General features: G+C 62.6%; 25 protein-coding genes and 1 pseudogene. 18 read left to right on the top strand and 8 right to left on the bottom strand.

Features of this window, described 5'->3' with window-relative positions:
- Positions 1-229 precede the first annotated feature (229 nt).
- A complete protein-coding gene (locus B2Y33_RS00190; RefSeq protein WP_027915193.1) occupies positions 230-1,723 on the bottom strand; it encodes a CoA-acylating methylmalonate-semialdehyde dehydrogenase in 1,494 nt (497 codons plus the stop codon).
- Positions 1,724-1,792: 69 nt separating this feature from the next.
- The gene (locus B2Y33_RS00185; RefSeq protein ID WP_027915192.1) at positions 1,793-3,139 is read right to left on the bottom strand and encodes an aspartate aminotransferase family protein; all 1,347 of its coding nucleotides are present in this window, start codon (positions 3,137-3,139) and stop codon (positions 1,793-1,795) included.
- 115 nt (positions 3,140-3,254) lie between these two features.
- On the opposite strand from B2Y33_RS00185, the gene B2Y33_RS00180 reads away from it, so the two are divergent.
- From B2Y33_RS00180 to B2Y33_RS00160, 5 genes are all read left to right on the top strand, one after another.
- Positions 3,255-4,175, top strand: coding sequence for a LysR family transcriptional regulator (locus B2Y33_RS00180; protein WP_277424935.1), 921 nt, complete (start codon positions 3,255-3,257; stop codon positions 4,173-4,175).
- A gap of 90 nt (positions 4,176-4,265) precedes the next feature.
- Entirely contained in the window at positions 4,266-4,928 is a 663-nt protein-coding gene (locus B2Y33_RS00175; RefSeq protein ID WP_023535181.1) for a TetR/AcrR family transcriptional regulator, read from the top strand.
- A 9-nt stretch (positions 4,929-4,937) separates the two neighbouring features.
- On the top strand, positions 4,938-5,522 hold the full coding sequence (locus B2Y33_RS00170; protein ID WP_027915190.1) for an IMPACT family protein: 585 nt from the start codon (positions 4,938-4,940) through the stop codon (positions 5,520-5,522).
- A gap of 384 nt (positions 5,523-5,906) precedes the next feature.
- Entirely contained in the window at positions 5,907-6,593 is a 687-nt protein-coding gene (locus B2Y33_RS00165; protein WP_027915189.1) for an SDR family oxidoreductase, read from the top strand.
- A gap of 85 nt (positions 6,594-6,678) precedes the next feature.
- On the top strand, positions 6,679-7,626 hold the full coding sequence (locus B2Y33_RS00160; protein WP_049695395.1) for an adenosine deaminase: 948 nt from the start codon (positions 6,679-6,681) through the stop codon (positions 7,624-7,626).
- A gap of 5 nt (positions 7,627-7,631) precedes the next feature.
- Here the strand turns inward: B2Y33_RS00160 and B2Y33_RS00155 are convergent, their stop codons facing one another.
- From B2Y33_RS00155 to B2Y33_RS00145, 3 genes are all read right to left on the bottom strand, one after another.
- The gene (locus B2Y33_RS00155) at positions 7,632-8,345 is read right to left on the bottom strand and encodes an ArsR/SmtB family transcription factor (RefSeq protein ID WP_027915187.1); all 714 of its coding nucleotides are present in this window, start codon (positions 8,343-8,345) and stop codon (positions 7,632-7,634) included.
- 342 nt (positions 8,346-8,687) lie between these two features.
- Positions 8,688-9,869 (bottom strand): multidrug effflux MFS transporter, encoded by a 1,182-nt coding sequence (locus B2Y33_RS00150; protein ID WP_027915186.1) that lies wholly within the window; start codon positions 9,867-9,869, stop codon positions 8,688-8,690.
- A gap of 98 nt (positions 9,870-9,967) precedes the next feature.
- Positions 9,968-10,165: a heavy-metal-associated domain-containing protein gene (locus tag B2Y33_RS00145; protein WP_049695393.1), complete on the bottom strand. Its 198-nt coding sequence runs from the start codon at positions 10,163-10,165 to the stop codon at positions 9,968-9,970.
- 137 nt (positions 10,166-10,302) lie between these two features.
- On the opposite strand from B2Y33_RS00145, the gene B2Y33_RS00140 reads away from it, so the two are divergent.
- From B2Y33_RS00140 to B2Y33_RS23100, 5 genes and pseudogenes are all read left to right on the top strand, one after another.
- Positions 10,303-10,689, top strand: coding sequence for a hypothetical protein (locus B2Y33_RS00140; protein ID WP_027915184.1), 387 nt, complete (start codon positions 10,303-10,305; stop codon positions 10,687-10,689).
- 51 nt (positions 10,690-10,740) lie between these two features.
- Complete coding sequence (locus tag B2Y33_RS00135) at positions 10,741-13,137, top strand: heavy metal translocating P-type ATPase (RefSeq protein WP_027915183.1); 2,397 nt, start codon at positions 10,741-10,743, stop codon at positions 13,135-13,137.
- Positions 13,134-13,544, top strand: coding sequence for a Cu(I)-responsive transcriptional regulator (gene cueR, locus B2Y33_RS00130; RefSeq protein WP_027915182.1), 411 nt, complete (start codon positions 13,134-13,136; stop codon positions 13,542-13,544). The genes B2Y33_RS00135 and cueR overlap by 4 nt, the downstream gene beginning before the upstream one ends.
- Positions 13,545-13,721: 177 nt before the next feature.
- Positions 13,722-14,807 (top strand): annotated as a pseudogene (locus B2Y33_RS23105) (cache domain-containing sensor histidine kinase); the annotation flags it as partial.
- Positions 14,808-14,897: 90 nt separating this feature from the next.
- Positions 14,898-15,665: a methyl-accepting chemotaxis protein gene (locus tag B2Y33_RS23100; protein ID WP_371259677.1), complete on the top strand. Its 768-nt coding sequence runs from the start codon at positions 14,898-14,900 to the stop codon at positions 15,663-15,665.
- Positions 15,666-15,735: 70 nt separating this feature from the next.
- On the opposite strand, the gene B2Y33_RS00120 is transcribed toward B2Y33_RS23100, so the two are convergent.
- Positions 15,736-16,515, bottom strand: a complete 780-nt coding sequence (locus B2Y33_RS00120) for an AraC family transcriptional regulator (RefSeq protein WP_027915180.1) — start codon at positions 16,513-16,515, stop codon at positions 15,736-15,738.
- 107 nt (positions 16,516-16,622) lie between these two features.
- Positions 16,623-17,900 (bottom strand): acetyl-CoA C-acetyltransferase, encoded by a 1,278-nt coding sequence (locus B2Y33_RS00115; RefSeq protein ID WP_027915179.1) that lies wholly within the window; start codon positions 17,898-17,900, stop codon positions 16,623-16,625.
- 116 nt (positions 17,901-18,016) lie between these two features.
- Between B2Y33_RS00115 and B2Y33_RS00110 the strand changes: the two genes are divergently transcribed.
- From B2Y33_RS00110 to B2Y33_RS00075, 8 genes are all read left to right on the top strand, one after another.
- Positions 18,017-19,369 (top strand): 3-oxoacyl-ACP reductase, encoded by a 1,353-nt coding sequence (locus B2Y33_RS00110; protein WP_132579150.1) that lies wholly within the window; start codon positions 18,017-18,019, stop codon positions 19,367-19,369.
- A 2-nt stretch (positions 19,370-19,371) separates the two neighbouring features.
- Positions 19,372-20,256 carry a MaoC family dehydratase gene (locus B2Y33_RS00105; RefSeq protein WP_206405800.1) on the top strand — a complete coding sequence of 295 codons (885 nt, stop codon included), beginning with the start codon at positions 19,372-19,374 and terminating at the stop codon, positions 20,254-20,256.
- Positions 20,257-20,336: 80 nt separating this feature from the next.
- Entirely contained in the window at positions 20,337-20,642 is a 306-nt protein-coding gene (locus tag B2Y33_RS00100; protein ID WP_023535180.1) for a MazG-like family protein, read from the top strand.
- Positions 20,639-21,388 carry a methyltransferase domain-containing protein gene (locus tag B2Y33_RS00095; protein ID WP_027915176.1) on the top strand — a complete coding sequence of 250 codons (750 nt, stop codon included), beginning with the start codon at positions 20,639-20,641 and terminating at the stop codon, positions 21,386-21,388. The genes B2Y33_RS00100 and B2Y33_RS00095 overlap by 4 nt, the downstream gene beginning before the upstream one ends.
- Before the next feature lie 19 nt (positions 21,389-21,407).
- Positions 21,408-22,037 carry a DUF4136 domain-containing protein gene (locus B2Y33_RS00090; protein ID WP_027915175.1) on the top strand — a complete coding sequence of 210 codons (630 nt, stop codon included), beginning with the start codon at positions 21,408-21,410 and terminating at the stop codon, positions 22,035-22,037.
- Positions 22,038-22,056: 19 nt separating this feature from the next.
- Positions 22,057-22,626, top strand: coding sequence for a DUF4136 domain-containing protein (locus B2Y33_RS00085; protein WP_027915174.1), 570 nt, complete (start codon positions 22,057-22,059; stop codon positions 22,624-22,626).
- Positions 22,627-22,833: 207 nt separating this feature from the next.
- The gene (locus B2Y33_RS00080) at positions 22,834-23,304 is read left to right on the top strand and encodes an A24 family peptidase (RefSeq protein ID WP_027915173.1); all 471 of its coding nucleotides are present in this window, start codon (positions 22,834-22,836) and stop codon (positions 23,302-23,304) included.
- 140 nt (positions 23,305-23,444) lie between these two features.
- Positions 23,445-24,200: a response regulator transcription factor gene (locus B2Y33_RS00075; RefSeq protein WP_080992809.1), complete on the top strand. Its 756-nt coding sequence runs from the start codon at positions 23,445-23,447 to the stop codon at positions 24,198-24,200.
- Positions 24,201-24,236: 36 nt separating this feature from the next.
- Here B2Y33_RS00075 and pbpC read toward each other — a convergent pair whose 3' ends face one another.
- On the bottom strand, positions 24,237-26,594 hold the full coding sequence (pbpC, locus tag B2Y33_RS00070) for a peptidoglycan glycosyltransferase PbpC (protein WP_049695389.1): 2,358 nt from the start codon (positions 26,592-26,594) through the stop codon (positions 24,237-24,239).
- Positions 26,595-26,646 lie beyond the last annotated feature (52 nt).

The following is a 26,646-nucleotide window of genomic DNA, read 5'->3' as shown; positions in this document are numbered from 1 at the left end:
CCTTTCAGCACCACCCGAACTGGCTAACTCATTGAATCTCAAGGAGTTTCGCGTTCCGATGTCGCTGGAAGTGGGGCGCATTATAAGGGGATTCGAAACCGCGTCAACCTTTGATTTCATATATTTGAAATATTCAGGCCGTGGGTGGGAAAGACGCCGTACATGAATGAACCATGACGCTATATAGAAGAAGGAGGCCCCGTGGCCTCCTTCGTCGTTTACAGCATGCTTACAAACTAGGGAACGCGAACTGCGATGCTTCATGGCTGGCACGTTGCGGCCAGCGTTGAGTAATGGCCTTGCGCCGGGTGTAGAACCTCACGCCGTCCGGCCCGTAGGCATGCAGGTCACCAAACAGCGAACGCTTCCAACCGCCGAAGCTGTGGTAGGCCACAGGGACCGGCAGCGGAACGTTCACCCCCACCATGCCTACTTCGATCTCATCGCAGAACAACCGCGCCGCTTCACCGTCACGGGTAAAGATGCAGGTACCGTTGCCATACTCGTGATCATTGATCAGTTGCATGGCCTGTTCAAGGCTGTCGACCCGTACTACACACAACACCGGCCCGAAAATCTCTTCCTTGTAGATGCGCATTTGCGGGGTCACCTTGTCGAACAAGGTGCCGCCGACGAAATAGCCTTCTTCATTACCCGATACGCGCAAGCCGCGACCGTCGACAACGAGCCTGGCCCCCGCCGCTACGCCTTCCTCGATGTAGCCAACCACTTTGTCGCGAGCAGCCGCCGTGACCAGCGGCCCCATGTCCAGGCCGCACGATGTGCCCGCACCGATCTTCAGTGCCTTGATTTGCGGCTCAAGCTTGGCAATAAGCGCATCGGCCACCTGGTCACCCACGCATACCGCGACCGAAATGGCCATGCAACGCTCACCGCACGAACCATAGGCAGCCCCCATCAGCGCACTGACGGCGTTGTCCAGATCGGCATCGGGCATCAGAACTGCGTGGTTTTTCGCGCCGCCCAGTGCCTGGACGCGCTTGCCACGTTTGGTACCCTCAGCGTAGATGTACTCGGCGATCGGCGTGGAACCCACGAAACTCAGCGCCTTGACCTCCGGTGCCTCGATCAGGGCATCCACCGCTTCCTTGTCACCGTGCACCACATTGAGGATGCCCTTGGGCAGGCCCGCTTCCAGCAACAGCTGGGCGATGAACAGCGTCGAGCTGGGGTCGCGCTCCGACGGCTTGAGAATGAATGCGTTGCCGCATGCGATTGCCAGTGGATACATCCACAGCGGCACCATCGCCGGGAAGTTGAAGGGCGTGATACCCGCCACTATGCCCAGCGGTTGGAAGTCGGACCAGGCGTCGATATTGGGTCCTACGTTTCGGCTGTACTCGCCCTTGAGCAATTCAGGTGCAGCACAGGCGAACTCGACGTTCTCGATACCGCGCTTCAACTCACCGGCGGCATCTTCCAGGGTCTTGCCGTGCTCCTCGCTGATCATCTGTGCGATTCGCGCTTCGTTCTGCTCGAGCAGCTGCTTGAAACGGAACATGACTTGCGCGCGCTTGGCCGGCGGGGTGTTGCGCCAGGCCGGGAACGCGGCTTTGGCGGCATCGATGGCTTGCTGCACGGTCGCACGACTGGCCAGTTCGACCTTGCGAATGGCCTGGCCAGTGGAAGGGTTGAACACATCGGCGGTGCGCTCGCCCTTGGTAACCAGGTCACCGTTGATCAGGTGCTGAACAATGCTCATGTAACACTCCAGAAAAAAAGAGGCGTGACAGGCGTGCCTGCGGCAAACGCCTGCCTTGAACGCAGGAAATCAGTCGATCAGGTTCAGGGTCTCGCCCACGGCATCGAACAGACGGTCCAGCTCTTCGGGCTTGGTATTGAAGGTTGGGCCGAACTGCAAGGTGTCGCCACCGAACCGCACATAGAAGCCCGCTTTCCACAGTTTCATGGCCGCTTCATAAGGGCGAACGATGGCATCTCCGTCCCGGGCGGCGATCTGGATGGCGCCTGCCAGGCCATAGTTGCGGATATCGACGATATTCTTGGTGCCTTTGACGCCGTGCAGCAGCTTCTCGAAATGCGGTGCCAGGTCGGCAGCAGACTGCACGAGGTTTTCTTTTTGCAGCAGATCCAGTGCGGCAAGACCTGCCGCGCAGGCGACCGGGTGTGCGGAGTAGGTATAGCCATGGGGGAATTCCACGGCATAGTCCGGCGTCGGCTGGTTCATGAAGGTGTGATAGATCTCGCTGCTGGCGACCACGGCCCCCATGGGGATCGCCCCGTTGGTCACCTGCTTGGCGATGCACATCAGGTCAGGCGTAACGCCGAAGGCCTCGGCGCCGGTCATCGCGCCCATGCGGCCAAAGCCGGTGATCACTTCGTCGAAGATCAGCAGGATATTGTGCTGGGTGCAGATTTCACGCAAACGCTTGAGGTAACCCTTGGGCGGCGGCAGCACGCCGGCCGAACCCGCCAGCGGCTCGACGATCACCGCTGCAATATTGGACGCGTCGTGCAGCTCGATCAGCTTGAGCATCTCGTCAGCCAGCGCGATACCGCCTTCTTCCGGCAGACCCTTGGTGAACGCGTTGGCCGGCAATACGGTGTGGGGCAGATGATCGACGTCCAGCAACTGCCCGAACATCTTGCGGTTGCCGTTGACACCGCCCAGGCTGGTACCCGCGATGTTCACCCCGTGGTAGCCACGGGCGCGGCCAATGATCTTGGTCTTGGTGGCCTGGCCTTTCAAGCGCCAATAGGCGCGCACCATCTTCAGCGCCGTATCGGCACATTCGGAGCCTGAGTTGGTGTAGAACACATGATTCAGGTCACCCGGGGTCAGTTCGGCAATCTTTTCAGCCAGCTGGAAGGACAGCGGGTGCCCGAACTGAAACCCCGGCGAATAGTCCAGGGTGCCGATCTGACGCGACACCGCCTCGGTGATTTCCTTGCGGGTATGGCCCGCGCCACATGTCCACAAACCTGACAGGGCATCGAAAATCCTGCGCCCCTTGTCGTCCACCAAATGGTTGCCATCGGCCGCCACGATCAGCCGAGGATCGCGCTGGAAATTGCGGTTGGCGGTATAGGGCATCCAGTGCGCATCCAGCTTGAGCTGGCTGGCGATACCGGCAGGCGCGGTTTGGAGCATGTTCATCGGCGGTTCCTCGAGAGACGATTAGGCAACGATGGATGTTGTTGCAGCTAACTTGGCACGGCGATAAAGTCTGAAAAAGCCTGCATTTCTAACCTTTACACAGGCCACGACTAAACTGATGAGCCGACGCCCCGATCCGCTTGCCCAAGTCAGCGACTTCGATATTCGCCTGCTGAAAATCTACCGCAGCGTGGTGGAATGTGGCGGGTTTTCCGCCGCGGAAAACGTGCTGGGTATCGGGCGATCGGCTATCAGTCAGCAGATGAACGATCTTGAGCAGCGTCTGGGTTTGCGCCTGTGCCAGCGCGGGCGTGCAGGGTTCTCGTTGACCGAGGAAGGCCGAGAGGTCTATCACTCGGCGCTGCAACTGCTGAGCGCACTGGAGACCTTCCGTACCGAAGTCAACGGCCTGCACCAGCATTTGCGCGGCGAGTTGAACATCGGCCTGACCGATAACCTCGTCACCCTGCCGCACATGCGCATCACCCATGCGCTGGCTGAACTCAAGGACCGAGGTCCGGACGTGCGTATCCAGATCCGCATGATTGCACCCAGCCAGGTGGAGCACGGCGTTCTAGATGGTAGCCTGCATGTGGGCGTCGTCCCCCAGACCAGCCCGTTGTCGGGGCTGGAATATCAACCGCTGTATAGCGAACGCTCGCTGCTGTACTGCGCCGTCGGTCATCCGCTGTTCTACGCCGATGACCATCTGCTCTACGATGAGCGCCTCAATCGCCAGGAAGCCATTACCCCAACCTTCCGCTTGCCTGCCGAAGTCCAGGCCCACTACCAGGTGCTCAACTGCACGGCCAGCGCCTCTGATCGCGAAGGCATGGCGTTTCTGATCCTGACAGGGCGCTACATGGGTTACTTGCCTGATCACTACGCTGCGCTCTGGGTCCAGCAAGGAAGGCTGAGAGCGCTCAAGCCGCAGCAACGTTTCTATGACCTGAGCTTGAGCTGGGTGACGCGAAAAGGCAGAAGGCCCAACCTGGTGCTTGAGAGTTTTCTGGAAAGTCTGGCTGCGACACGTTGATGCCACTCTCTGCCGCCAATGCTTGTTACTTTGCCGTGGGAAGGTAATCTTGTCCTACAGACGCAGCCATCCCCCTGCACGGAATCGTTCATGACATTAGAAGTCCCTGCGCATCGCCTATCCGCCTCCGGCAAACCCGCAGGCCGTATCCGACAGAAAAACGAACAGGCCATCATCAAGGCCGCCGAAGACGAGTTCGCCCGTCATGGTTTCAAGGGCACCAGCATGAACACCATCGCCCTCAAGGCGGGGCTGCCCAAAGCCAACCTGCATTACTACTTCACCAACAAGCTGGGCCTGTATATTGCCGTACTCAGCAACATCATCGAGCTATGGGACAGCACCTTCAACGCCTTGAGCGTCGAGGACGACCCGGGCGAGGCGCTTAGCCGGTACATTCGCACGAAGATGGAGTTCTCCAGGCGCAACCCGCAGGCGTCCCGAATCTTCGCCATGGAAGTCATCAGCGGCGGCTCATGCCTGACCGAATACTTCAGCGCTGACTACCGCGAGTGGTTCCGGGGCCGGGCGGCAGTGTTCCAGGCCTGGATGGACGCCGGCAAGATGGACCCTGTCGACCCCGTCCACCTGATCTTCCTGCTATGGGGCAGTACCCAGCATTACGCCGACTTCGCCACGCAGATCTGCCAAGTCACTGGCCGCAGCCGGTTGACCAAGCAAGACATGGAAGATGCCAGCACCAACCTTATCCACATCATTCTCAAAGGATGCGGCATCGCGCCAGTTGCCTGACCGACATTTATGCCTTCTACCCTGCTCGACCTCTGCGAATACCGCGAGGAAATTCGCAAAAGCCGCTTCATTACCCTGGCCGGGCCCATCGACAGTGCCAGCGATGCCATGAGTTTCATCGAGCGTCACAGCGACCCCGACGCCACCCACAATTGCTGGGCATGGAAAATCGGTGCTCAATACCGCAGCAGCGACGATGGTGAACCCGGCGGCACGGCCGGGCGCCCGATCTTGTCAGCCATCGAGGCACAGGATTGCGATCAGGTAGTAGTACTGGTCATCCGCTGGTACGGTGGCATTCAGCTTGGCACCGGCGGGTTGGCCAGGGCATACGGCGGCGGTGCCAACAAATGCCTGCAGCAGGCCCCCAAGCGCCTGCTGGTACAGCGCAGCGAGTTCACTTGCAGTTGTGCGTTCAGCGAGTTGGCATTGGTGAAACTGCGGATCGCCGACGTTCAGGGTCTGGTCCTTGAAGAGCACTTCACCGCCAATGGTGTAGACCTGAGGCTTGCCTTTGAAGATGCCCACAGGCAGCCACTGCAGCAGCAATTGGCAGACCTGAGCCGCGGCCGGATTCTGTTGGAGAGTTGCTGAGTATTGCCCACAGCAACTGTGGGCCTGGCTGTGGATAAGCTTGGGGCATACGCCTAGAGCCCAATAAGCATGAGCCCTCCACAGGTTTGTTCAAAATTTGACCACGGTTACTGGATCGGCGGCTTGACCAAAGCCGGCCCGAGTTATCCCCATGCGCAGGTGGCAATAAGGCTGGACCGCTGCGGTTTGCACACATTAATTGTGGAGCAGCCTGTGGATAACCCGTGAGTGGAACGACAGGGCGCCTGTTGCACAAGGCCGCACCGAGGTTCGCTCATTTTTCGAGCAGCAACGCTCTCCCGAGCAACAACACGAATGACCTGGCACGACCCCGCGCCCTATGGATTATGCTCAGTGGCTCTGACAATCATACGGAGCACGCTCATGGCCGATTCAAAAACCGCTCTGATCATCGGGGCCTCACGTGGCCTGGGGTTAGGCTTGGTCAACCGCCTGTACGAAGACGGATGGGAGGTCACCGCCACCGTACGCACTCTGCAAACACCAGGCGCTCTGGCTGATGTTCCAGGCGTGCGTATCGAACAGCTGGAAATGAATGACCCAGCCCAACTCGACACCCTGGCCGAGCGTCTGACCGGCCAGCTATTCGACCTGGTGTTTATCAACGCAGGTGTCATGGGCCCTCTCCCACAGGATGTGGAAAACGTCACACACCAAGAAATCGGTGACCTGTTCATGACCAACGTCGTTGCACCGATTCGTGTCGCACGCCGCCTGGTTGAACATGTACGTGAACATACCGGCGTACTCGCCTTCATGAGCTCCATTCTGGGCAGTGTCGCAGTGCCTGATGGCGGGGAGATTTGCTTGTACAAAGCCAGCAAGGCGGCCCTCAACTCCATGATCAACAGTTTTGTGGTGGCCCAGCAGCGCCATGACCTGTGCGTATTGGCCATGCACCCAGGATGGGTGAAAACCGACATGGGCGGAGAAAACGCGGAGATCGACGTGTTGACCAGCACGCGTGGCATGCTCGAGCAGATCAAGGCCCAGGGTGGAACGGCGGGCCTGCGCTTCATCAACTACAAGGGCGAACCCTTGGTCTGGTGATTGGGCAGGTTGCCGCCATTGGGGCGCACGGCCGGGCCGGGCCCTGTAGAATGGCGGCAACCGTACCTGATTGAGATCACCTTATATGTATGACTGGTTGAACGCCCTGCCCAAGGCCGAACTGCACCTGCACCTTGAAGGCTCCCTGGAACCCGAGTTGCTGTTCGCCCTGGCCGAGCGCAACAAGATTGCCCTGCCTTGGGCTGATGTCGAGACGTTGCGCGGTGCGTACGCCTTCAACAACTTGCAGGAGTTTCTCGACCTGTACTACCAGGGTGCCGACGTTCTGCGCACCGAACAGGACTTCTATGACCTCACATGGGCTTACCTTCAGCGTTGCAAAGCGCAGAATGTGATTCACACCGAGCCCTTCTTCGATCCACAGACACACACCGACCGCGGCATCCCTTTCGAAGTGGTGCTCAATGGCATCAACCAGGCACTCAAGGATGGCCGTGACCAGTTGGGCATCAGCAGCGGCCTGATCCTGAGCTTCCTTCGTCACCTGAGCGAAGACGAAGCCCACAAGACGTTGGACCAGGCCCTGCCGTTTCGCGACGCATTCATTGCCGTTGGGCTGGACAGTTCCGAAATGGGCCACCCACCGAGCAAGTTCCAGCGTGTGTTCGACAGGGCACGCAGCGAAGGCTTCGTGGCCGTCGCGCATGCCGGCGAGGAAGGCCCGCCCGAGTACATCTGGGAAGCGCTGGACCTGCTCCAGATCAAGCGTATCGATCACGGTGTGCGCGCCATCGAGGACGAGCGCCTCATGCAGCGCATCATCGAGGAGCAGATCCCCTTGACCGTGTGCCCACTGTCCAACACCAAGCTGTGCGTGTTCGACCACATGAGCCAACACAACATTCTCGACATGTTGGAAAAAGGCGTGAAGGTCACCGTCAACTCGGACGACCCAGCCTATTTCGGTGGCTACGTGACGGAAAACTTCCACGCCCTGCACACTCACCTGGGTATGACCCAAGAGCAAGCTCGCCGGCTTGCCCAGAACAGCCTGGATGCGCGCCTGGTCTGACGCGTTCAGCCCACCTGCAGCGTCTCGACCCGGGCGATGCGATTGATCTGCTGGATACCCAGCGGTGATATGTGCAACGCCCGGGTATCTTCGGCCTCGCGCATCCACCCTGATTGCAGGAACAGCCGGAACAGCGCCTGGCCCAGAATGCCCCCCAGGTGCGGTTCCATGTCGTGCCACTCGGTGCAGCGGCACATCGTGCATGCTCGGGGCTGATGCGGTGCCAGCGCATCGATGTATACGCCGAGGCGAGCCAGTTGCGCTCGCCCCTCATCGCTGACCACCAACTGCCGCCCACAACCATCCAGCCATCCAGCCACTACCAGTCGATGGTAGAGTTCGCCTGCAAGCTCACCGCCCAGGTGATCGCCGCACCGCCTGGCGCGTCGCACGGACATGGGCAATGAAGGGCGCGGCGTGTGGGCATGACGGTTTCTTGCCTGTTCGAGTTGCACGCTGGCAAGGGCCTCTACAGCGGCGCCCACCTGAGGCGTTGCCAGGCGGAAATAACGCTTGCGTCCCCTGGCCTCATGCCGAAGCAAGCCCGCTGAAGAAAGCAGCGAAAGATGTGCACAGGCCGATGAGGCGCTGAGCCCGGTCATGATGGCCAACTCGTTGGCCAGGCGGGGGGTGCCATCGATCAAGGCCCATAACATGGCACTGCGCTTGGGGTCGGCCATCAGGCTGGCGATCTGGCTGATGCTGCTGGCTGCTTTCATGTCCCTGTGACTCCTGCATATTCACTGTGTAGGTGCGATGGCCGACCCTGGCCCACGAACGCCCTCGCTCGCGCCGGCCTGGCTCGTCAGTATAAGCCGCACCTGGAGCCACCCTGGCGCCACTCCCAGGCCTAGTTGTCGCAAAAATGCACTGGGTAGGGCTACCCTTTGCAGGAGACTTATTCAACGGCATGTTCGCAAAACAGCCTGTATATCGGCGGTTTGACAGGAAACATGGCCCAGCATGGAGTGAGTTAAGGCATATCACTTATTGCAAATTCGGAAGATGCCCACAGCCGTCTTCACCAAATAGCGCAGATACAATCGAAGGTTCTTCACGCCTCATACCGAGCGTTTAAATTGCAAGCGCCGCGTCAACAGCGCAACCGTGACCACCAATGCCCCACACAGGCTCATCACCAGCGCCATGGGCACCGCGCTGCCATCGTGCAGCAAACCCACCAACGCCGCGGCCCCAGCGGCAACACTGAACTGCACGCAGCCCATCATGGCCGACGCGCTGCCAGCCCGAGCGCCCTGCCCGCTCATGGCGCAAGCCGAGGCGTTGGGCAGAATGAAGCCCAGGCTCGCTATGCACACGAATAGCGGTACCAATAGCGGCCAGAGCGCTGGGGGCCTGATTGCCGCCATGCTCAGCAAAACCAGGCCTGCTACCAGGTATACCCATACCGCCCGGGTCAGCAGCCAGGCGGGCCCGCGTTTAGCCAGCAGGCGTGCGTTCACCTGAGCCATCAGGATGAACCCCGCAGCATTGACACCGAAGAACCACCCGTAATGCTCGGCAGGTACTCCGTACAACTTGATGAACACGAACGGCGAGCCTGCGATGTAGGCAAACATGCCGGCGATGGCGATACCGCCCGTCAAGGCGTGCCCCAGGAACACACGGTCGGCGAGCAGGCGCAGGTACTGACGCAAAGCCCCTGACAATGGCTGCCGGGGAATATGATCAGGCATGCTTTCAGGCAGCCCGAGGCTGACGGCGAGCAGGCAACCGGCACTGAACAGGCTCAAGGACAGGAAAATGAACTGCCACCCAGCATGGTTGACCAGCACGCCGCCGAGCATGGGCGCAAGGATCGGCGCCAAGCCCATGACCAGCACCAGCTGCGAGAACACCTTGGCCGAAGCCACCGGGTCGCACTTGTCGCTGACGATCGCCCGGGATAGCACCATACCCGCGCAGCCGCCCAGTGCCTGGACAAAGCGCGCCAGAATCAGGGTGTCCAGGTTGGGCGCATAGGCGCATCCCAGCGATGCCAGGGTAAAAAGCGCCACGCCAAACAGCAACGGCTTGCGCCGACCGAAACGGTCAGCTACCGGGCCATAGAGGAGCTGCCCGATCGACAACCCGAGAAAGTAGGCAGCCAGAGTGGTCTGGACGTGTTTTTCATCAGTGGCGAACGCCTGGGCTATCGCCGGAAAGGCAGGCAGGTAGAAGTCGATCGCCAAAGGCCCGAACGCACTGAGTGCGCCCAGGATAAGGACCATTCGCAGGTTCATCGGGAATCCATAGCAAGCTAACAAAGTTGCACATTCTACCTGCTGTGGACCCCGTGCTGCGCAAAACAATCCAACAATAGCGTTGCCAGCTTGAGCGCCTACGCAATTTCGGCCTGGTAACCCTCTTCCTGGATGGCCGCCCGTATCTGCGCTGGGTCGGCGCTGCTATCGACGCGAACCTGCTTCTTGGCCAAATCGACATCGACCTTGGCAGCGCCATCGAGCGCCTGAACAGCTTGGGTGACCGCCTTCACGCAATGGCCACAGGTCATGCCTTCTACAGTGAATACGTGCATGGAAACACCTCCTCAAGGTTTTCAGCGAGTTTCAAGCTTGCCATGGGGGCAAGGTCAAGCGGGCGTGTCTGGAGGTGGCAATTCGCGTCCACCTCGGCCAAGCTGCGACTTTGAAACAGGCAAGCAGGAGAGTGTTCATGTTCAGGACAGCAATGGGCTTCATCGGGCTGCTGGGTGCGCTCGCTGCAGTGCCGCCGGCCGCCGCCGAAGACAACTCGGCCTACAGCGTACTGATCATTTCCCGCGAACGGCTTGAAGTGGCCACCAGTTGCGAGATCGGTGTCTACCTCAACGATCAACTGGCGGGGCGACTGTTCCAGGAACAGTCCACGTCGTTCAACCTGCCTGCGGGCCCCGTCGATGTACGCCTGCGCCTGCTGCCTGGGCAGACACCCGGTTGCGCCCCGGGCCTTGAGGATCAACGTAGCACCCGGTTGAACCTGCAAGCTGGGCAGATCAACAAGTACCGCATCGCGATGGGCCACTATGGGATGGAGCTCAAGCGAACGCCGCTGGACTATTGACCTTCCCCAGGTGGCAAGGTTGATGCTGGCAGCGTGCCCAAGGAGGAAACCATGTCCACGCCCGTCACTTATCACCTGCCCGTCTCCGGCATGACCTGCGCCAGCTGCGCTGGCCGAGTGGAGCGTGCCTTGCGCAAGGTCACCGGCGCAGATCACGTCACCGTCAACCTTGCCAGTGAGCAGGCCCGTGTGCAGGCGCCGGCCGATAGCCTGGATGCACTGGTCAACGCCGTCCACGCAGCCGGTTACGCTGTACCCAGTCATACGGTGGAATTGCAGATCGCCGGCATGACCTGTGCCAGCTGCGTCGGCCGAGTCGAGCGTGCGCTGGCCAAGGTGCAGGGGGTGCTGAAGGTCAGCGTCAATCTGGCCAACGAACGTGCCCACCTGGACGTTCTCGACGGCGTGCCGGACGCGGCGCTGATCGATGCGATAGGGCAAGCCGGTTATGACGCCAGCCTGCCGCGCGCCCCCGAGAATGAACAAGCGACGATCCAGCGCCGCTTGCGCCGGGAACGGCTTGCAGTCGCTGCGGCGCTGCTGCTGGCGTCTCCCCTGGTGTTGCCTATGCTGGTACAACCGTTGGGCCTGCACTGGATGCTGCCGGCCTGGGCGCAGTTTTTGCTGGCAACGCCGGTGCAGTTCATCCTGGGTGCCCGCTTCTACGTTGCGGCCTGGAAGGCCGTGCGTGCGCGCAGCGGCAACATGGACCTGCTGGTCGCCCTCGGGACCAGTGCCGGTTACGGCTTGAGTCTTTATCAATGGGCCAACGCGCCATCGGGTACCACACCACACCTCTACTTCGAAGCCAGTGCAGTGGTCATCGCCCTGGTCATGCTGGGCAAGTACCTGGAGAGCCGTGCCAAGCGCCAGACCGCCAGCGCCATACGCGCACTGGAAGCGCTGCGTCCCGAGCGTGCGCTAAGGGTCATCGATGGCGTGGAGCAGGAGGTCGCCATCACCCAGCTGCGCGTGGGTGACCTGGTCATGGTCAAACCAGGTGAGCGTTTTCCGGTCGACGGTATCGTCGAAGACGGTCACAGCCATGCCGATGAGGCCCTGATCAGCGGCGAAAGCCTGCCAGTCGCCAAGCAACCCGGGGACAGCGTCACCGGGGGTGCGATCAACGGCGAAGGCCGGTTGCTGGTCCGCACCCAGGCGCTTGGCACCGAAACCGTCCTGGCGCGCATCATCCGCTTGGTCGAAGACGCCCAAGCCGCCAAAGCGCCCATTCAGAAACTGGTCGACCGGGTAAGCCAGGTGTTCGTGCCCGCCGTACTGATACTCGCCGCGATCACCTTGATGGGGTGGTGGCTGGCCGGTGCCCCGTTCGAAACCGCTGTGATCAACGCCGTGGCCGTTCTGGTCATCGCCTGCCCATGCGCGCTGGGGCTGGCCACGCCGGCCGCGATCATGGCGGGTACAGGCGTTGCCGCACGCCACGGCATTCTCATAAAAGATGCCGAAGCACTGGAACGCGCGCAGGCCGTCAACCGCGTCGTGTTCGACAAGACAGGCACGCTCACCTCCGGCAGCCCGAACGTGGTGCATAGCCAAGCACTGGACGGCGATACGGACAACCTTTACCGATTGGCCGGCGCGCTTCAGCGCGGCAGTGAACACCCGCTGGCCAAGGCCGTGCTGGACGCCTGCGCCGAGCGTGGCCTGCGGGTGCCCGAGGTAACTGACAGCCAATCCCTGACCGGCCGCGGCATTGCCGGGCGTGTCGATGGACGTGACCTGGCACTGGGCAATCGCCGCCTGCTGCAAGACCTTGGCCTGGCACCCGGCGAACTGGCCGCGTCGGCTGACGCCTGGGAAGCACAAGGGCGCACCTTGTCCTGGCTCGTCCAGCGCGGGACTTCGCCCAGCGTGCTTGGCTTGATCGCATTCGGTGACAGCCTCAAGCCCGGAGCCGGTCAGGCGGTCCAGACGCTGCGCAGCCAGCGCATCAGCAGCCACCTGCTCACAGGCGACAACCGGGGCAGCGCCATGGCCGTGGCGGCCGCCCTCGACATTACCGATGTCTACGCCGAGGTGCTGCCAGCGGATAAGGCCGCCACCGTGGAGACCCTCAAGCAGGGTGGTGCCGTAGCCATGGTCGGCGACGGCGTCAACGACGCACCGGCATTGGCGGCTGCAGACATTGGCATCGCCATGGGCGGTGGCACGGATGTGGCCATGCAGGCCGCCGGCATCACCCTGATGCGCGGGGATCCGCGGTTGGTGCCGGCAGCCCTCGAAATCAGCCGTAGAACCTACGCGAAGATTCGCCAGAACCTGTTCTGGGCGTTCATCTACAACCTCGTCGGCATCCCGCTGGCTGCCTTCGGTTACCTCAACCCGGTCATGGCCGGCGCGGCCATGGCGCTCTCCAGCGTCAGCGTGGTCAGCAATGCGCTGTTGCTCAAGGCCTGGAAGCCCGCCCTCGATCAGGAGGCACCATGAATATCGGCCAAGCGGCGGCCCGGACCGGGCTCAGCACCAAGATGATCCGCTATTACGAATCCATCGGCCTGCTCAAGCCTGCCCTGCGCAGCGACAGCGGTTATCGGATCTATCAGCCTGCCGACCTGCACGCCTTGGCCTTCATCAAGCGCTCGCGAGACCTGGGGTTTTCCCTCGAGGAGGTCGGCAAGCTGCTCACCTTGTGGCAGGACCGGCAGCGAGCCAGTGCTGATGTCAAAGCACTGGCCAACCAGCATATCGATGTGTTGAACAAACGTATCGACGAACTGCTTAGCCTGCGCGACACCTTGGTCGAGCTGGTTTCCAGCTGCCACGGTGATGACCGCCCGGACTGCCCGATTCTCAAGGAACTGGCCAACGAAGCGCCGGGGCGCTGCTGCCGCTGAGCATTCCCGGCACCCGTGCAACCAAGCTCATAGGGCATACCCGTCCAAACGCGACCGAATAGGCATCAATAGCGACTTCGCCCAATAATTACGGGCGTTTTCCTACATAAAATTCGGTTGCTGCCGATGCATTAGGTACCTGCCTCATGTGTCGACAACAATAATTCGGGAGCGCCGATGAGCATCAAACAGAAACTGACCTGGGCTTTTGCGATCATCGCCGCCCTGCCCATCGTGCTGGTGGCCACCCTGGTGGTACTCAACCTACGCGGCGAGGCCAGGGACGGCTTCCTCGACAGCAGCAGTCGAGAAATCCGTCAGGTCAGCAACGCGATGAACATCTTCTTCCAAGGCATCAGCCAGAACGTGGAGTACATGGCCTCGCAACCCTTGGTGGCGGCCACTGGCAACGAGCTGACCAAGTACACGAGCGCCACGCCGTCCTACGAGCTGGGCGAGCAATCGAGCAAGATTCTGGCGTTCATGACCAGCCTGGCCAATGCTCATCCTGCCTATGCCTACCTCTCCTACGGGGTCGCCGACGGGGGCTACGTCGGCTGGCCGGCAGGGCAGAAGTTCGTCAACTACGATCCGCGTACGCGCCCTTGGTACCAGCTGGCCATGGCCAACCCTGGCAAGACCCTGCGCACCGGTGCCTACTACTGGGCCGCCGACGATGCCGTACTGGTCAGCACCGTGCGTGCCGTGGCCAACCAGCTGGGCAACCCTGGCGGCGTAGTCAACGTCGACGTTTCCATCAAAGGCCTCACCGAAATCGTCAAGCAGATCAAGCTGGGCGAAAGTGGGTACCTGCTGCTGGTCGAAAATAACGGCAACGTCTTGGTAGACCCACGGGATACCGCGCACAACTTCAAACAACTGGCGAGCTTCGGCGACGGCTACGCCGAGCTTGCCAAGCACGGCAAGGGCCTGGCTGAAGTCGAGCTGGACGGTGTTCGCTACATGGCCAACATCTACCCGGACGAACAGCTGGGCTGGACGCTTATCGGGCTGATCGAGCAGCGCGAGGTGATGCAGACCACCACCCGCCTGACCTGGCTGATCGGGATCGTCGCGCTGGTACTGGCTGCCGTGTTCGCCGTCGTGGGTGCCACCTTCGCCAAACTGATCGTGCGCCCGATCAACAGCGTCACTAACGGGCTTGAGGACATCGCCCAGGGCGAAGGGGACCTGACCCGCAACCTGGAAATCCGCGGCCGTGACGAAACTGCCCAGCTGGCGAGCTGGTTCAACCAGTTCCTGGGGGCCATTCGCAGCCTTATCCAGCACATCAGCGCCGCGGCCGGCAATATCCTCAACACCTCCACCAGCTCGACACGCGTGTCCAGCGACATGGCCGAGGCCGCCGGGCGCCAGCGTGAGGCAGTCGACATGGTCTCCACCGCCTTCCATGAAATGGTCGCCACTGCCAACGAGGTCGCACGTTCCTGCAGCCAGGCGGCGCAGTCGGCCGACAGCGGCCAGCAGCAGGCGCGCGAAGGCCAGCAGCAGATCGATGCCGCCGTCAGCAGCGTCGACCGCCTGAGCCACGAGATCGAACAGTCGGCGCAGTCGATTCAGCAGCTTGAGCGCGACAGCAACGCCATCCAGTCGATCCTGGGCACCATCCGTTCCATTGCCGAGCAGACCAACCTACTGGCGCTCAACGCCGCCATCGAAGCGGCCCGTGCCGGTGAGCAAGGGCGTGGGTTCGCAGTGGTGGCAGATGAAGTGCGTGCCCTGGCCAAGCGAACCGCCGACTCCACGGCCGAAATCGACGGCCTGCTGGGCAACCTGGCCGGGCGTACGGCCGAGGTGGCGGCGCAAATGCACGCCAGCCTCGAAGTTTCGCAGCAATCGGTGAGCCGTATCGGCATGGCCCGCGACAGCTTTGGTCAAATACGCGAGTCGGTGGACGTTATCCGTGACATGAACACGCAGATCGCCACGGCAGCCGAAGAGCAGCACCAAGTAGCCGAGGACATCAACCGGCACATCAGCCAGATCCACGGCGATGCCCAGCTGGTGGCAGAACTGGCCCAGGCAGCCCGCCAGGACTCCGAAAGCCTCGCCGGCCTGTCCAACGAGCTGGACGCGCTGGTCCGCAGGTTCCGTACCTGACGGCAAAAGCCTCGCAAGTATCGGGCGTGCACGTTCACCCGGCTCGCGGGGCGCCGCACCAGGTAAGCCGCTAGAGTTTAAGCTCGCCTGGCGTGGCACCGAACAGCTGCTTGAACGCGGCGATGTAGGCGGAGGTAGAGTCGTACCCGCAGCCCAGCGCCGCGTCAGTGACCGTGTGCCCCGCCTCGAGCGCGGTCAAGGACGACAGCAGGCGCATGCGCTGGCGCCAGTTGCGAAAGCTCAACCCGGTCTCGCGCTGGAACAACCTCATCAGGGTCTTTTCCGAACACCCCAGTTCGCGCGCCCATTGCTGCAAGGTCTGCGGCTGCTCCGGTGCAGCGATCAGGCCATTGCACAGGGCAAGCAAGCCTGGATGTTGCGGCAGCGGCAACGAAAACGCCACCTCTGGCAACGCTTGCAACTGGTCAAGCAGCACGGCGACCAGACGCGCCTGTGCGCTATCGCCTTCTGGGTAATGTGCAGGGTACAGGCAGAACTGCTTGATCAGCTCACGGGCCAAGGGGGTCACTTCCAGCACACGGCAACGCTCAGCCGCCCAAGGGCAGGCATCGCGGCGTATGTAGAGGCTGCGCATTTCAGCCTGCATCGAACTGGACACCGCATGCTCGGCCTGCGCGGGTATCCACACGCCCCATTGCGGCGGGGCGAAGTAACTGCCTGCCTGGGTGTACACCCCCAATACGCCACTGATGGCATAGGAAAACTGCACCCAGTCGTGTTGATGCGACGTCGTCCACGAGCCGGCGACCAGTCGCTCGGCGCGGGCATAGAGTGGTCGAGGCAGGCAATCGAGCGTTGGAATGGGACGGGGATGTCCGATGGCAGGCATGGCGACTTCTTATCATGATGATCGGACAAGCCTAACAGCCCAGGCGCCCTCGGCGTTATCCGGCTCGATGGCCACCTTCGGTCACCCAGCCGGATCAACACCGACGCTCACCGCTCGACGATGACCGTAACGCCCTGCCCGCCTGCGGCGCAGATCGAGATCAGGCCTCGCCCTTGGGGCGCTGTCGACAGCAGCTTGGCCAAGTTGGCTAGGATGCGCCCACCCGTTGCGGCGAATGGATGGCCTGCCCCAAGTGAGCTGCCCTTCACGTTCAGCCGAGAACGGTCGATCGCCCCCAGCGGCGCATCCAGCCCAAGGCGGTCCCGGCAGTACTGGTCATCCTCCCAGGCCTTGAGGGTGCACAGTACCTGGGCCGCGAATGCCTCATGGATCTCGTAGTAATCGAAATCCTGCAGCGTCAGGTTGTTGCGGGCCAGCAATCGCGGCACCGCATACACGGGCGCCATCAGCAAGCCCTCGCGGCCGTCGACGAAATCCACCGCGGCTGTTTCGCCATCGACCAGGTAGGCGAGCACCGGCAGGCCATGTTGGTCTGCCCATTCCTGAGTCCCCAGCAACACCAGCGAGGCGCCATCGGTCAACGGCGTGGAGTTGCCTGCCGTCAAGGTGCCCTCATCGCTGCGGTCGAAGGCCGGTTTGAGCTTGGCCAGTTGCTCCCGTGTCAGGTCGGGGCGCAAGTTGTTGTCCCGGGTCAGCGACCAAAAAGGGGTCATCAGATCGTCCTGCCAACCTTCTTCGTAGGCACGTGCCAGGCATTGATGGCTACGCAGCGCCATCTCATCCTGCTCGTCCCGGCCAATGCGCCAGGTTTTGGCCATGCGTTCGCAGTGCTCGCCCATCGACAACCCGGTGCGTGGCTCGCCGTTGCGCGGCAGCGACGGCTTGAGATGGTGAGGCCGCAAGCCCAGAAAAGGCTTGAGTCGGTCACCCAGCGTCTTGCCCCGGTTGGCCTGCAACATCATTCGGCGCAGCCCTTCGCTCACGGCGATGGGTGCGTCGGAGGTCGTGTCGACGCCGCCGGCGATGCCGCAGTCGATCTGCCCGAGGGCAATTTTATTGGCCACCAGCAATGCAGCTTCAAGCCCGGTGCCGCAGGCCTGCTGAATGTCATAGGCGGGGGTCGAGGCCGACAGGCGTGAACCCAGCACGCACTCGCGCGTAAGGTTCATGTCCCGGGCATGCTTGAGTACCGCCCCTGCCACCACTTCGCCAAGGCGCAGGCCGTGCAGGCGGTAGCGCTCGATGAGCCCCTCGAGTGCGGCAGTCAGCATGTCCTGATTGCTGGCGGTGGCGTACGCACCATTGGAACGGGCGAATGGGATTCGATTGCCGCCCAAGATAGCGACCCGGCGAAGTGAGCGCATGCGCATGTTCCTCCTGAAACAATTTGATCCGTAGAGCCTAGGTGTTTTTGCTGCATTCGAACGACCTGGCCACAATCCTGGTCCACACTGTCAGACTTGCTTTCGGAGGACCCACCATGAGTGATCGCTACCTTGGTTTTGCCAACTCAAGCCTCGGCCGCAAACTTGTCGACAGCCTGGGCCTGCCTCGTCCAGCCACCCTGGAGCGCTGGGAAGCGGGCCGCATGCGGCCAGTGGACGGGCCGTTGGTCCTTGGCGGCGGCCCCTTGGCACGCCAGGTCGAAACACTCGCAGCGCGGTTGACCGACGCGGTTTACGGTTTCAACGGCCAAGGCCTCCAGTGCGAACCCTGGGTCGCCGGGTTGGGCCCCAAGATCAAGGCGCTGGTATTCGATGCCAGTCACTTGTCCGACAGCGATGCGCTCACGCAGTTGCGCGAATTCTTCCAGCCGCTGCTGCGCAACCTGGCGCCCTGCGCCCATATCGTGGTGTTGGGTCGCCCGCCTGAGGCCGTCGCTGACCCGATGGCCAGCGTCGCCCAGCGTGCGCTTGAAGGGTTCAGCCGGTCACTGGCCAAGGAGCTGCGCAACGGCGCTACTGCACAGTTGCTGTACGTGGGTGATGGCGCCGAATCTCAACTCGAAGGCGCCTTGCGCTTCTTCCTGTCACCCAAGAGCGCCTTCGTGTCGGGGCAGGTGCTCCGCCTTCAGCCCTGCCAGGCTCAGGTGGAGGACTGGACACGGCCGCTTAGCGGCAAGCGTGCGCTGATCACCGGGGCTGCCCGCGGCATCGGCGCCGCCATTGCAGAAACCCTGGCCCGCGACGGTGCCGACGTGTTGCTGCTCGATGTGCCCCAGGCCAGCGAGCCATTGCAGGCGCTCGCTGCGCGCCTGGGTGGCAAGGCGCTAGCACTGGACATTTGCGCCAGTGACGCCGCCGAACAGTTGCTGGCGGCCTTGCCCGATGGCCTCGACATCCTGGTGCACAACGCAGGCATCACCCGTGACAAGACCCTGGCGAACATGACCCCCGAATATTGGGACGCCGTGCTGGCGGTGAACCTCAAGGCTCCGCAGGTGCTGACCCAGGCCCTGCTCGATAACGGCGCGTTGCACGCGGACGCCCGCATCACCCTGCTGGCTTCGGTCAGCGGCATCGGCGGCAACCGTGGGCAATCCAACTATGCGGCCAGCAAAGCTGGGCTGATTGGCTTGGCTCAGGCCTGGGCACCGACGCTTGCCGAGCAAGGCATCAGCATCAACGCCGTGGCGCCTGGCTTCATTGAGACCCATATGACTGGCGCCATGCCCATGGGCTTGCGCGAGGCGGGGCGACGCCTGAGTTCGCTCGGCCAGGGCGGCAAGCCCCAGGATGTGGCCGAAGCCATCGCCTGGCTTAGCCAACCTGGCTCCGGTGTCGTGAGCGGCCAGGTGCTGCGGGTGTGCGGCCAAGCACTGATGGGGGCCTGAGCATGCAACGACAATGGCATGACCTGCACCAACCCGCCAGCCGCGCCAGCCTGTACCTGCGCGCAGCGGGCAAACGACGCATCACCGGTGATCAACTGCCTATGCACGGGCTGCGCTGCACCCTGGCGGTTCAGCCCAAGCAACTGCATGCCTACCGGCAGTTGTGTCGTTTCGTCGACGATGGCCGGCTGCCTGCCACGTATCCGCACATCATGGCGTTCAACCTGCAACTGCAGTTGATGACCGCCGAGCAGTTTCCCTTTCCGCTACTGGGGCTGGTCCACCTGCACAACCGCATTGACGTCATTCGCCCGCTTGGGGGCATCGAGTCGCTGCGCATGGCGGTTCACGCCGACAACCTGCAGCCCCACCCCAAAGGCGGAACGTTCGACCTGGTCACCGAGGCGGCGGACGGTATCGGCGTGCTCTGGCGGGAAACCAGCCGCATGCTCGTGCGCGGGCTGAAGCTCGACGGCGACCCCGCAGAAGCGGCAGAAGCGGCAGAAGCGGCAGAAGCGGCCGAGGATCAGGCCAGCAGCTTGCCTGAAGTCACGCGCTGGTATGCCGACAGTGATATCGGCCGCCGTTATGCCAAGGTCTGCGGCGACTACAACCCCATTCACCTCAGCGCCCCCAGCGCCCAGCTGTTCGGTTTTCCCACTGCCATCGCCCACGGCATGTGGAGCAAGGCCATGGCCATGGCCGCGCTGCACGGGCACTTGCCCCACAGTGGCTATTGGTTCGAAGTGGACTTCCACAAACCCGTGCGCTTGCCCTCGGAGGTGGTACTCAGCGCCAGCCAGGCCGGCCCTGTGGGTGAACTGCGCCTGGACGGCCAGGCGGACGTGGTACATATGCTCGGCCGCTGGGCCTGCTTGCAGGGCTGACTCGCGCGTGCTGCCCCCGTGCAGGGAAGCTTGCTTTGCAACGGCCCTGCGCGGAAGCTATGCGCCATGAGGAGAACCCGATGAACCTGCAAGAACTGACTCAACGCCTGCATCAAATCCGCGATACCAATGACTGGCAACGTTTCCACAGCCCAAAGAATTTGGCCATGGCCGCCAGCGTTGAAATGGCCGAGCTGGTTGAAATCTTCCAGTGGCTCAGCGAGGACGAGTCACGTCGCCTGCCACCCGAACAGTTGGCCCACGCCGGTCAGGAAGTAGGCGATGTCGTGCTCTACCTGTTGCTGTTGTGCAGTGAACTGGGGCTGGACATGGACCAGGTGGTGCGCGCCAAGCTGGCCGACAGTGAAAGGCGCTTCGCACGATGAACGACCGTCATTTCGATGAACTGGCCACCCGTTTTGCCGAAAAGATCTATGGCGGCGCAAAGGGTGCGATCAGGCTGGCAGTCTTGCAGGCCGACCTGGCCGAAGCCTTGCCGGATCGCCCGTTGCGCGTCCTCGATATCGGTGCTGGCCTTGGCCACATGGCGCTATGGTTGGCCCAGCGCGGGCACCAGCTTACCCTGGCCGAACCCGCCGAGCCCATGCTCGAAGGGGCACGGGCCCGCTTTGCCGCAGCGGGTCAGGCGGCAACGTTCATCCAGGCACCCTGGCAAGCGTTGCTGGGCGAGCTGACCGAGCCCTACGACGTGGTCGTGTGCCACGCGGTACTTGAATGGCTGGCTGAGCCGGAAAGTATCCTGCCAGTTCTGCATCAACTCACGGCCCCCGAAGGGTGGCTGTCGTTGGCGTTCTACAACCGCGATGCCCTGGTCTACCGCAACCTGCTCAAGGGCCACTTCCGCAAACTGCGCAGCAATCGCCTCGAAGGTGAAAAGCAGAGCCTTACCCCGCAGAAACCACTTGATCCGCGGGCGCTCAGGGCGCAACTTGAACCTCTGTGGCAGGTCGAAAGTGAAAGTGGCATACGTGTTTTCCATGACTACATGCCCAAGGAATTTCAGGACCGCGCCGAGCTGCTGGACCTGCTGGAAATGGAGCTCGCTCACCGCCGCCATCCGAGTTTCGCCGGCCTGGGCCGTTACCTGCACTGGGTCTGTCGCCCACGTTGACCTGCCGTGAGGAGCAAGCATGCCGTACCGTCTGTTGCCACTGGCCCTGCTGCCGTTGGTTCTGGCCGGATGCCAGGGCACTAATCCCTACGTCGCCAGCAGCCGCCCACTGCCACCAGCCCCGCCTCAGGCAGCGACCACGTTCGACGCAAGCGCTTACCCCGCACCGACACGGGACTACGGCCGCTACCGCAGCTGGAGCTGGCATGACGGCCACCTGCCCAGCGGTTCGGCCAATGCCGATCCTGCGCAGTTGGCCGATGCCGTCGCCGCAGCGCTTGATCAGCAGGGCTTGCGCCCCGCCCGCAGCGGCGTTGGCGACCTGCTCGTCGGCGCCGATATCCGCCTTGAGAAACGCCTGCGCCAAGTGCGCGACTACGACGGCTACGACCCCTACTACGGGCCCTACGGCAACGTAGGCTATGGCGGTTACCGCAACGGTTTTGGGGGTTATGCCAGTACCCCAGTGGTGCGCACCTATCAGGTTGAGGTCATGGTGGTGCGCATCGACCTGTACGACAGCCGCAGCGGCCAGGCCGTCTGGAGCGCCAGCGCCGAAAGCGGCAACGACCAGGGTTCACCGCGAGACCGTGAAAATGCCGTGCGCGACGCCGTGCGCAAGGCCCTCAGCGGCTATCCTCCCAGTTAACGCCTAACGGAGATTCATCATGTTTCGCCGCCTGTTACTCGTGTCGTTCGCGGCTTTGCTGGCTGCCTGCTCAAGCCATAATGTGCAGCAGGACTACGACGCGAGTCGTGATTTTGCCACCTACCGCAACTGGGCCTGGCAGGAGCCCGGCCTGCAATATCGTCCTGACGATCCACGCATCAAGAGCGACCTGACCGAGCAGCGCATCCGTCAGGCGGTCAGCGAACAGCTTGATCAGCGTGGCCTACGCCCAGCGCCCCCTGGCACGCGAGCGGACCTCAACGTGCGCACCTACCTGATAGTGGAGCAACGCCAGCAACAGGTCACCACCAACTACGGCGGCGGTTGGGGTGGCTATTGGGGAGGTTACTGGGGCGGGCCGATGTACAACGAAACCCGCAGCGTCGACTACAAAGTCGCGACCATCCAGGTCGACTTGCTTGATGGGCGCGATGGCAAGCTGGTCTGGCGCGGCAGTGCCGAGCAGATCATGAACAACTACCCGCCAAGCCCGCAGGAACGCAACGAAGCCATCCAAAAAACGGTGGCTCAGGTGCTGGGCAATTATCCACCTGGCAGCAATCGCTAGCGGGGCCTGTTCTGCCTGCCTCGCCCCGTGGCGGGGTGCAGGCAGAGGCCGACCTCCCCTCTCGACAGACGACGACTGCGACAAAACCCATTCTCCCAGCGCCTTTTCCTCGCGGCACACGGCCGTCATGCAGGTTCCGGTCTATCTTGACTAAGGAAACCTGACTGAGCGGGTAAGTGTTCATCTACCAGGAAAGGCGACCTGTCGATGCAAAGCATTGTTCTTCTTCTGTGGCTTGCCTTGTGTACCGAACAGGATGTGCGCCAGCGCCAGCTCCCGGATCTATTGACGCTGGGTGTGGCCGTAGGGGCTCTGCTATGGCTGTTCGCAACCGGCCACACTTGGCTTGGCGCCGACCCTAGCTCGGCAGGGTGGGGGCTGGCCATCGTCATGCTCCTCACCTTGCCCGGCTACATGATGGGCCACTTCGGCGCCGATGACGTCAAACTGATGGGCGCGCTGGCATTGGCTACCGGCACCGATCATGTGCTCGGCACCTTTATCGGGGCCGGGATCGCGTTGTTGATCTGGCTGACTACCCGCAGACGCTTATGGACGCTGCTCAACCCCAAGGTGAAAAAACGCCTGCAGGCCCTGACCGAAGCCATGGGCGACAAGCAGGCATTCGTCCCCTATGTGCTGGCTGGCTACCTTCTGACAGCTGTATGGATCCAATGAAGAAACCAGCGGTCCCTAATCTTGTACACACCTTGTACAACTACGAGAGGTACGGCTACTTTTAATCTGCCAGAGCGTCTAGCCCGGGAGCAGGGCCGTATATTCACAGGGAGTTGATCGTGTCCAAACCTGTAAGTGAAATGAAAGTGCTGGTAGTCGATGATCAGTCGGTCATCGTCGAACAGCTGTGCGAGTTCCTGCAAGCCAAGGGATACAGTTGCGTATCGGCACTCTCCACGGATGAGGCGGTAAAACACTATAAGGCCGACCCAGCCATCGGTCTGATCATCTGCGACCTTCACATGCCCGGACGCGATGGCATCGAACTGATGCGGGCTCTAAAGCAGATCGACGGCAATCAGCGCATGTTCGAGGCGATCATGTTGACCGGCCGTGCCGAAAAGCAGGACGTCATTCGGGCGCTGCGCGAAGGCTTTGCGGACTACTACCAGAAACCGATGGACCTTGACGAGCTGCTCGAAGGGGTACGCCGCCAGGAGCAGGTGCTGCAGGAACGTCAGCGCGGTTTCCACGACCTCAGTGGGCTCAATCAGCGCCTGCAGGATCTGGCAGAGTCCGTCGACGAATTGTATCAGGACTTGGAAAAAGCCCGCGGGCAGGGGGCTCACCGGCGCGCCGGCGACACGGAGGAAGCCGAGGCCGAGCTGCCCTCGGTGTTCGAAAAGCTCTCGCCCCGTCAATTGGAGGTGGCGCGGCTAGTGGGCAAGGGCAAGACCAATTATCAGATCGCCTGTGAATTGGGTATCACCGAAAACACAGTGAAACTGTACGTGTCCCAGGTGTTGCGCCTGACCCATATGCACAATCGCACGCAACTGGCATTGGCTCTGACACCAGGCTCCTCCCCGGTGAATCAACGCTTCACGGCGCACTGACAGGTGCCGGTGCCAAGGCACCGGCACACCGCCGTACTACTCGTTGACCTGAAACACGACCCGCGCGGTCTCACCGCTTTCGTCCAGCGCACTCAATTCGGCCTGCCCTGCCTGCGGCAGGCGCACCAGCAGGCTGTCCTGCCCCTGGGTTTCCCCCAGCGGTTGCCCATTGAGGAACCACCAACGCCGCCCACCACCGCCCAGCGCCGACACTGGCACTTGCAGCGGCTCACCACTGGTGGCGGGGCGACGCAGATGGTCACCAGAACGAATACCGACGATGGCCAGCGGCGGGGCACTGACCGGGCCTTGCGGTGGGCATGTGGGGTCCATGGCCGGTAGACGGGCAGCCCGCCGTTCAGCTCGAGGCAACCAGGGTTCCAGGGGGGCGGGCCACAGGGCCACCTCGCGCGCCTGGGCGCCTGGGCAAGAGCTGTCGACGCGCAAACCGCGGTCGTTGACCCAGATGTGTTCGCGCAAACCCAGGCCCAGCGGCTGATCGGCCGCCTGCAACGTAGGGGGAACGGTGCCGTCCAGGGTCCAGGCAAAGCGCTGGCGCCTGCAGTTGTCGTCCTGGCGGCTCATAGCTTGCCCCAAAGGCCAACAGATCGCCGCCACCCCGACATTGGCAGGCGTTCGCTGCACCGGGGCTTCGAACCCGCGCTGGCTGTCCCGGTTGCTGAGCAGGTCGTGCACTTGCAGCATCAACGGGGCGGCCGAGGCCAGACCGAACTGCCCGGCCACAGGGGTGCCGTCCGGCCGGCCAATCCATACCCCGATCAGGTAGCGAGGGCCGACGCCAATCGACCAGGCATCTCGAAAGCCGTAGCTGGTGCCGGTTTTCCAGGCCAGTTGGGGGCGACGTACCAGTTCGGCATGCCGATCGCGGTCGGGCCGAGCCTGGCCACCAAGGATGCGCCGAATGATCCACGCCGCACCCGGCGACAAGAGCCGGTGCTCCACCAAGGGTGCTTGGGGCTGCAACCGCACCTGGGCGCTTTTACCCTCCCGGGCCAAGGCCGCATAGCCGCCTACCAGGTCTTCCAGGCGGCTACCGGCACCGCCCAGGATCAGCGAAAGATTCGGCTCGGCCAGCGGCGGTAGCGTCAGCGGCAAGCCGCCCATGCGCAGCTGCGCGGCGAAGCGTTTCGGGCCATAGGCCTCGAGCAACTGCACGGCGGGCAAGTTGAGCGACAGGGCCAATGCCGAACTGGCCGACACCGGCCCGCTGAAGCCGCTGGAAAAATTGCCCGGACGGTAGTCACCGTAGCGGCGTGGCACGTCCTGCAACAGCGACTCGGAATGAATGAGCCCGTCATCCATCGCCAAGCCATACAGAAACGGCTTGAGCGTGGAGCCAGGCGAGCGCAACGCCCGCACCATGTCCACGTGCCCGAAGCGCCGGGCGTCCGTGAGGTCGATCGAGCCCAAGTAAGCGCGTACAGCCATGGTCTGCGCATCGACCACCAGGATTGCGGCAGACGTGCGCTCCGGCAGGCGCGCTCGCCATCCCAGCAGCAAGTCTTCCAGCCGGCGCTGTAACCCGGCGTCCACGGTGGTACGGATCAACGGCGGGCTACCAGGGGTGTTCAGACGGCGGGCCAGCAGTGGCGCCAATGCCGGCTCCTGGCGCGGTGCCAGCACCAGCGGTTCTTCAGCTGCTTCACGCAGGCGCTGCTCGGGCCACACTCGATACTGCGCCAACCGTTGCAGCACCTTGTTGCGCGCGCGTTCGGCGCGCTCGGGGTGGCGGTCAGGGCGCAGGCGGCTGGGCGCTTGCGGCAGCACCGCCAGAAGGGCTGCCTCCGACGGCGTCAGGTGCAAGGGCGACTTGCCCAGATAAGCCCAGCTGGCAGCGGCAACACCTTGCAAGGTGCCGCCGAACGGCGCGCGGTCCAGGTAGATTTGCAGAATGTCCCGCTTGGACAGGTGCCATTCCAGCTGCAGCGTGCGCCACAGCTGCCGCAACTTGCCCGCCACGGTGCGATCATGGGGATCGAGCAGGCGCGCTACCTGCATCGACAACGTGCTGCCGCCTGACACCACGCGGCCGCCCCGCGCGTTCAACCACGCCGCCCTGACCAAAGCCATCGGGTTCACGCCCAGGTGATGGTAGAACCAGCGGTCCTCGTACGTCAGCAACGCTTGCAGGTATAGAGGCGACACCTGCTCGGGGCTGACTGGATAGCGCCACACCCCGTCGGCATCGGCGAATCGCCACAACGGCGTGCCATCTTCGGCCAGCACGACCCGGGCCAGGTCGTCGGAGGGCATGGGCAAAGGCCAGATCCGGTCGGCCAGCCACAGCAGCCCCATCAAGGCCACCGCGCCAATCACCAGGGCACGCACTGCCTTGCCGGTTCGCGATCGCCGCCAACGGGCTAAGCTTGGCATCGGGAACCGACCTGCCCCGACAAGGGCCAAAGCACTGGAAACGGCAAGAACG

Origin of the sequence: Pseudomonas sp. UBA5666 (genome assembly GCF_002420785.1) — a bacterium.
In the GTDB taxonomy this organism is placed as follows: Bacteria; Pseudomonadota; Gammaproteobacteria; order Pseudomonadales; family Pseudomonadaceae; genus Aquipseudomonas; species Aquipseudomonas fulva.
The sequence above is the reverse complement of the archived record's forward strand: the minus strand, read 5'-3'. Positions and strand labels throughout refer to the sequence as shown.

What these genes read in the sequence shown, in the direction of transcription:
- B2Y33_RS00190 (WP_027915193.1), bottom strand. Translation starts at nt 1,723, where the DNA reads ATGAGCATTGTTCAGCACCTGATCAACGGTGACCTGGTTACCAAGGGC.
- B2Y33_RS00185 (WP_027915192.1), bottom strand. Translation starts at nt 3,139, where the DNA reads ATGAACATGCTCCAAACCGCGCCTGCCGGTATCGCCAGCCAGCTCAAG.
- B2Y33_RS00175 (WP_023535181.1), top strand. Translation starts at nt 4,266, where the DNA reads ATGACATTAGAAGTCCCTGCGCATCGCCTATCCGCCTCCGGCAAACCC.
- B2Y33_RS00170 (WP_027915190.1), top strand. Translation starts at nt 4,938, where the DNA reads ATGCCTTCTACCCTGCTCGACCTCTGCGAATACCGCGAGGAAATTCGC.
- B2Y33_RS00165 (WP_027915189.1), top strand. Translation starts at nt 5,907, where the DNA reads ATGGCCGATTCAAAAACCGCTCTGATCATCGGGGCCTCACGTGGCCTG.
- B2Y33_RS00160 (WP_049695395.1), top strand. Translation starts at nt 6,679, where the DNA reads ATGTATGACTGGTTGAACGCCCTGCCCAAGGCCGAACTGCACCTGCAC.
- B2Y33_RS00155 (WP_027915187.1), bottom strand. Translation starts at nt 8,345, where the DNA reads ATGAAAGCAGCCAGCAGCATCAGCCAGATCGCCAGCCTGATGGCCGAC.
- B2Y33_RS00150 (WP_027915186.1), bottom strand. Translation starts at nt 9,869, where the DNA reads ATGAACCTGCGAATGGTCCTTATCCTGGGCGCACTCAGTGCGTTCGGG.
- B2Y33_RS00145 (WP_049695393.1), bottom strand. Translation starts at nt 10,165, where the DNA reads ATGCACGTATTCACTGTAGAAGGCATGACCTGTGGCCATTGCGTGAAG.
- B2Y33_RS00140 (WP_027915184.1), top strand. Translation starts at nt 10,303, where the DNA reads ATGTTCAGGACAGCAATGGGCTTCATCGGGCTGCTGGGTGCGCTCGCT.
- B2Y33_RS00135 (WP_027915183.1), top strand. Translation starts at nt 10,741, where the DNA reads ATGTCCACGCCCGTCACTTATCACCTGCCCGTCTCCGGCATGACCTGC.
- cueR (WP_027915182.1), top strand. Translation starts at nt 13,134, where the DNA reads ATGAATATCGGCCAAGCGGCGGCCCGGACCGGGCTCAGCACCAAGATG.
- B2Y33_RS23100 (WP_371259677.1), top strand. Translation starts at nt 14,898, where the DNA reads ATGGCCGAGGCCGCCGGGCGCCAGCGTGAGGCAGTCGACATGGTCTCC.
- B2Y33_RS00120 (WP_027915180.1), bottom strand. Translation starts at nt 16,515, where the DNA reads ATGCCTGCCATCGGACATCCCCGTCCCATTCCAACGCTCGATTGCCTG.
- B2Y33_RS00115 (WP_027915179.1), bottom strand. Translation starts at nt 17,900, where the DNA reads ATGCGCTCACTTCGCCGGGTCGCTATCTTGGGCGGCAATCGAATCCCA.
- B2Y33_RS00110 (WP_132579150.1), top strand. Translation starts at nt 18,017, where the DNA reads ATGAGTGATCGCTACCTTGGTTTTGCCAACTCAAGCCTCGGCCGCAAA.
- B2Y33_RS00105 (WP_206405800.1), top strand. Translation starts at nt 19,372, where the DNA reads ATGCAACGACAATGGCATGACCTGCACCAACCCGCCAGCCGCGCCAGC.
- B2Y33_RS00100 (WP_023535180.1), top strand. Translation starts at nt 20,337, where the DNA reads ATGAACCTGCAAGAACTGACTCAACGCCTGCATCAAATCCGCGATACC.
- B2Y33_RS00095 (WP_027915176.1), top strand. Translation starts at nt 20,639, where the DNA reads ATGAACGACCGTCATTTCGATGAACTGGCCACCCGTTTTGCCGAAAAG.
- B2Y33_RS00090 (WP_027915175.1), top strand. Translation starts at nt 21,408, where the DNA reads ATGCCGTACCGTCTGTTGCCACTGGCCCTGCTGCCGTTGGTTCTGGCC.
- B2Y33_RS00085 (WP_027915174.1), top strand. Translation starts at nt 22,057, where the DNA reads ATGTTTCGCCGCCTGTTACTCGTGTCGTTCGCGGCTTTGCTGGCTGCC.
- B2Y33_RS00080 (WP_027915173.1), top strand. Translation starts at nt 22,834, where the DNA reads ATGCAAAGCATTGTTCTTCTTCTGTGGCTTGCCTTGTGTACCGAACAG.
- B2Y33_RS00075 (WP_080992809.1), top strand. Translation starts at nt 23,445, where the DNA reads ATGAAAGTGCTGGTAGTCGATGATCAGTCGGTCATCGTCGAACAGCTG.
- pbpC (WP_049695389.1), bottom strand. Translation starts at nt 26,594, where the DNA reads ATGCCAAGCTTAGCCCGTTGGCGGCGATCGCGAACCGGCAAGGCAGTG.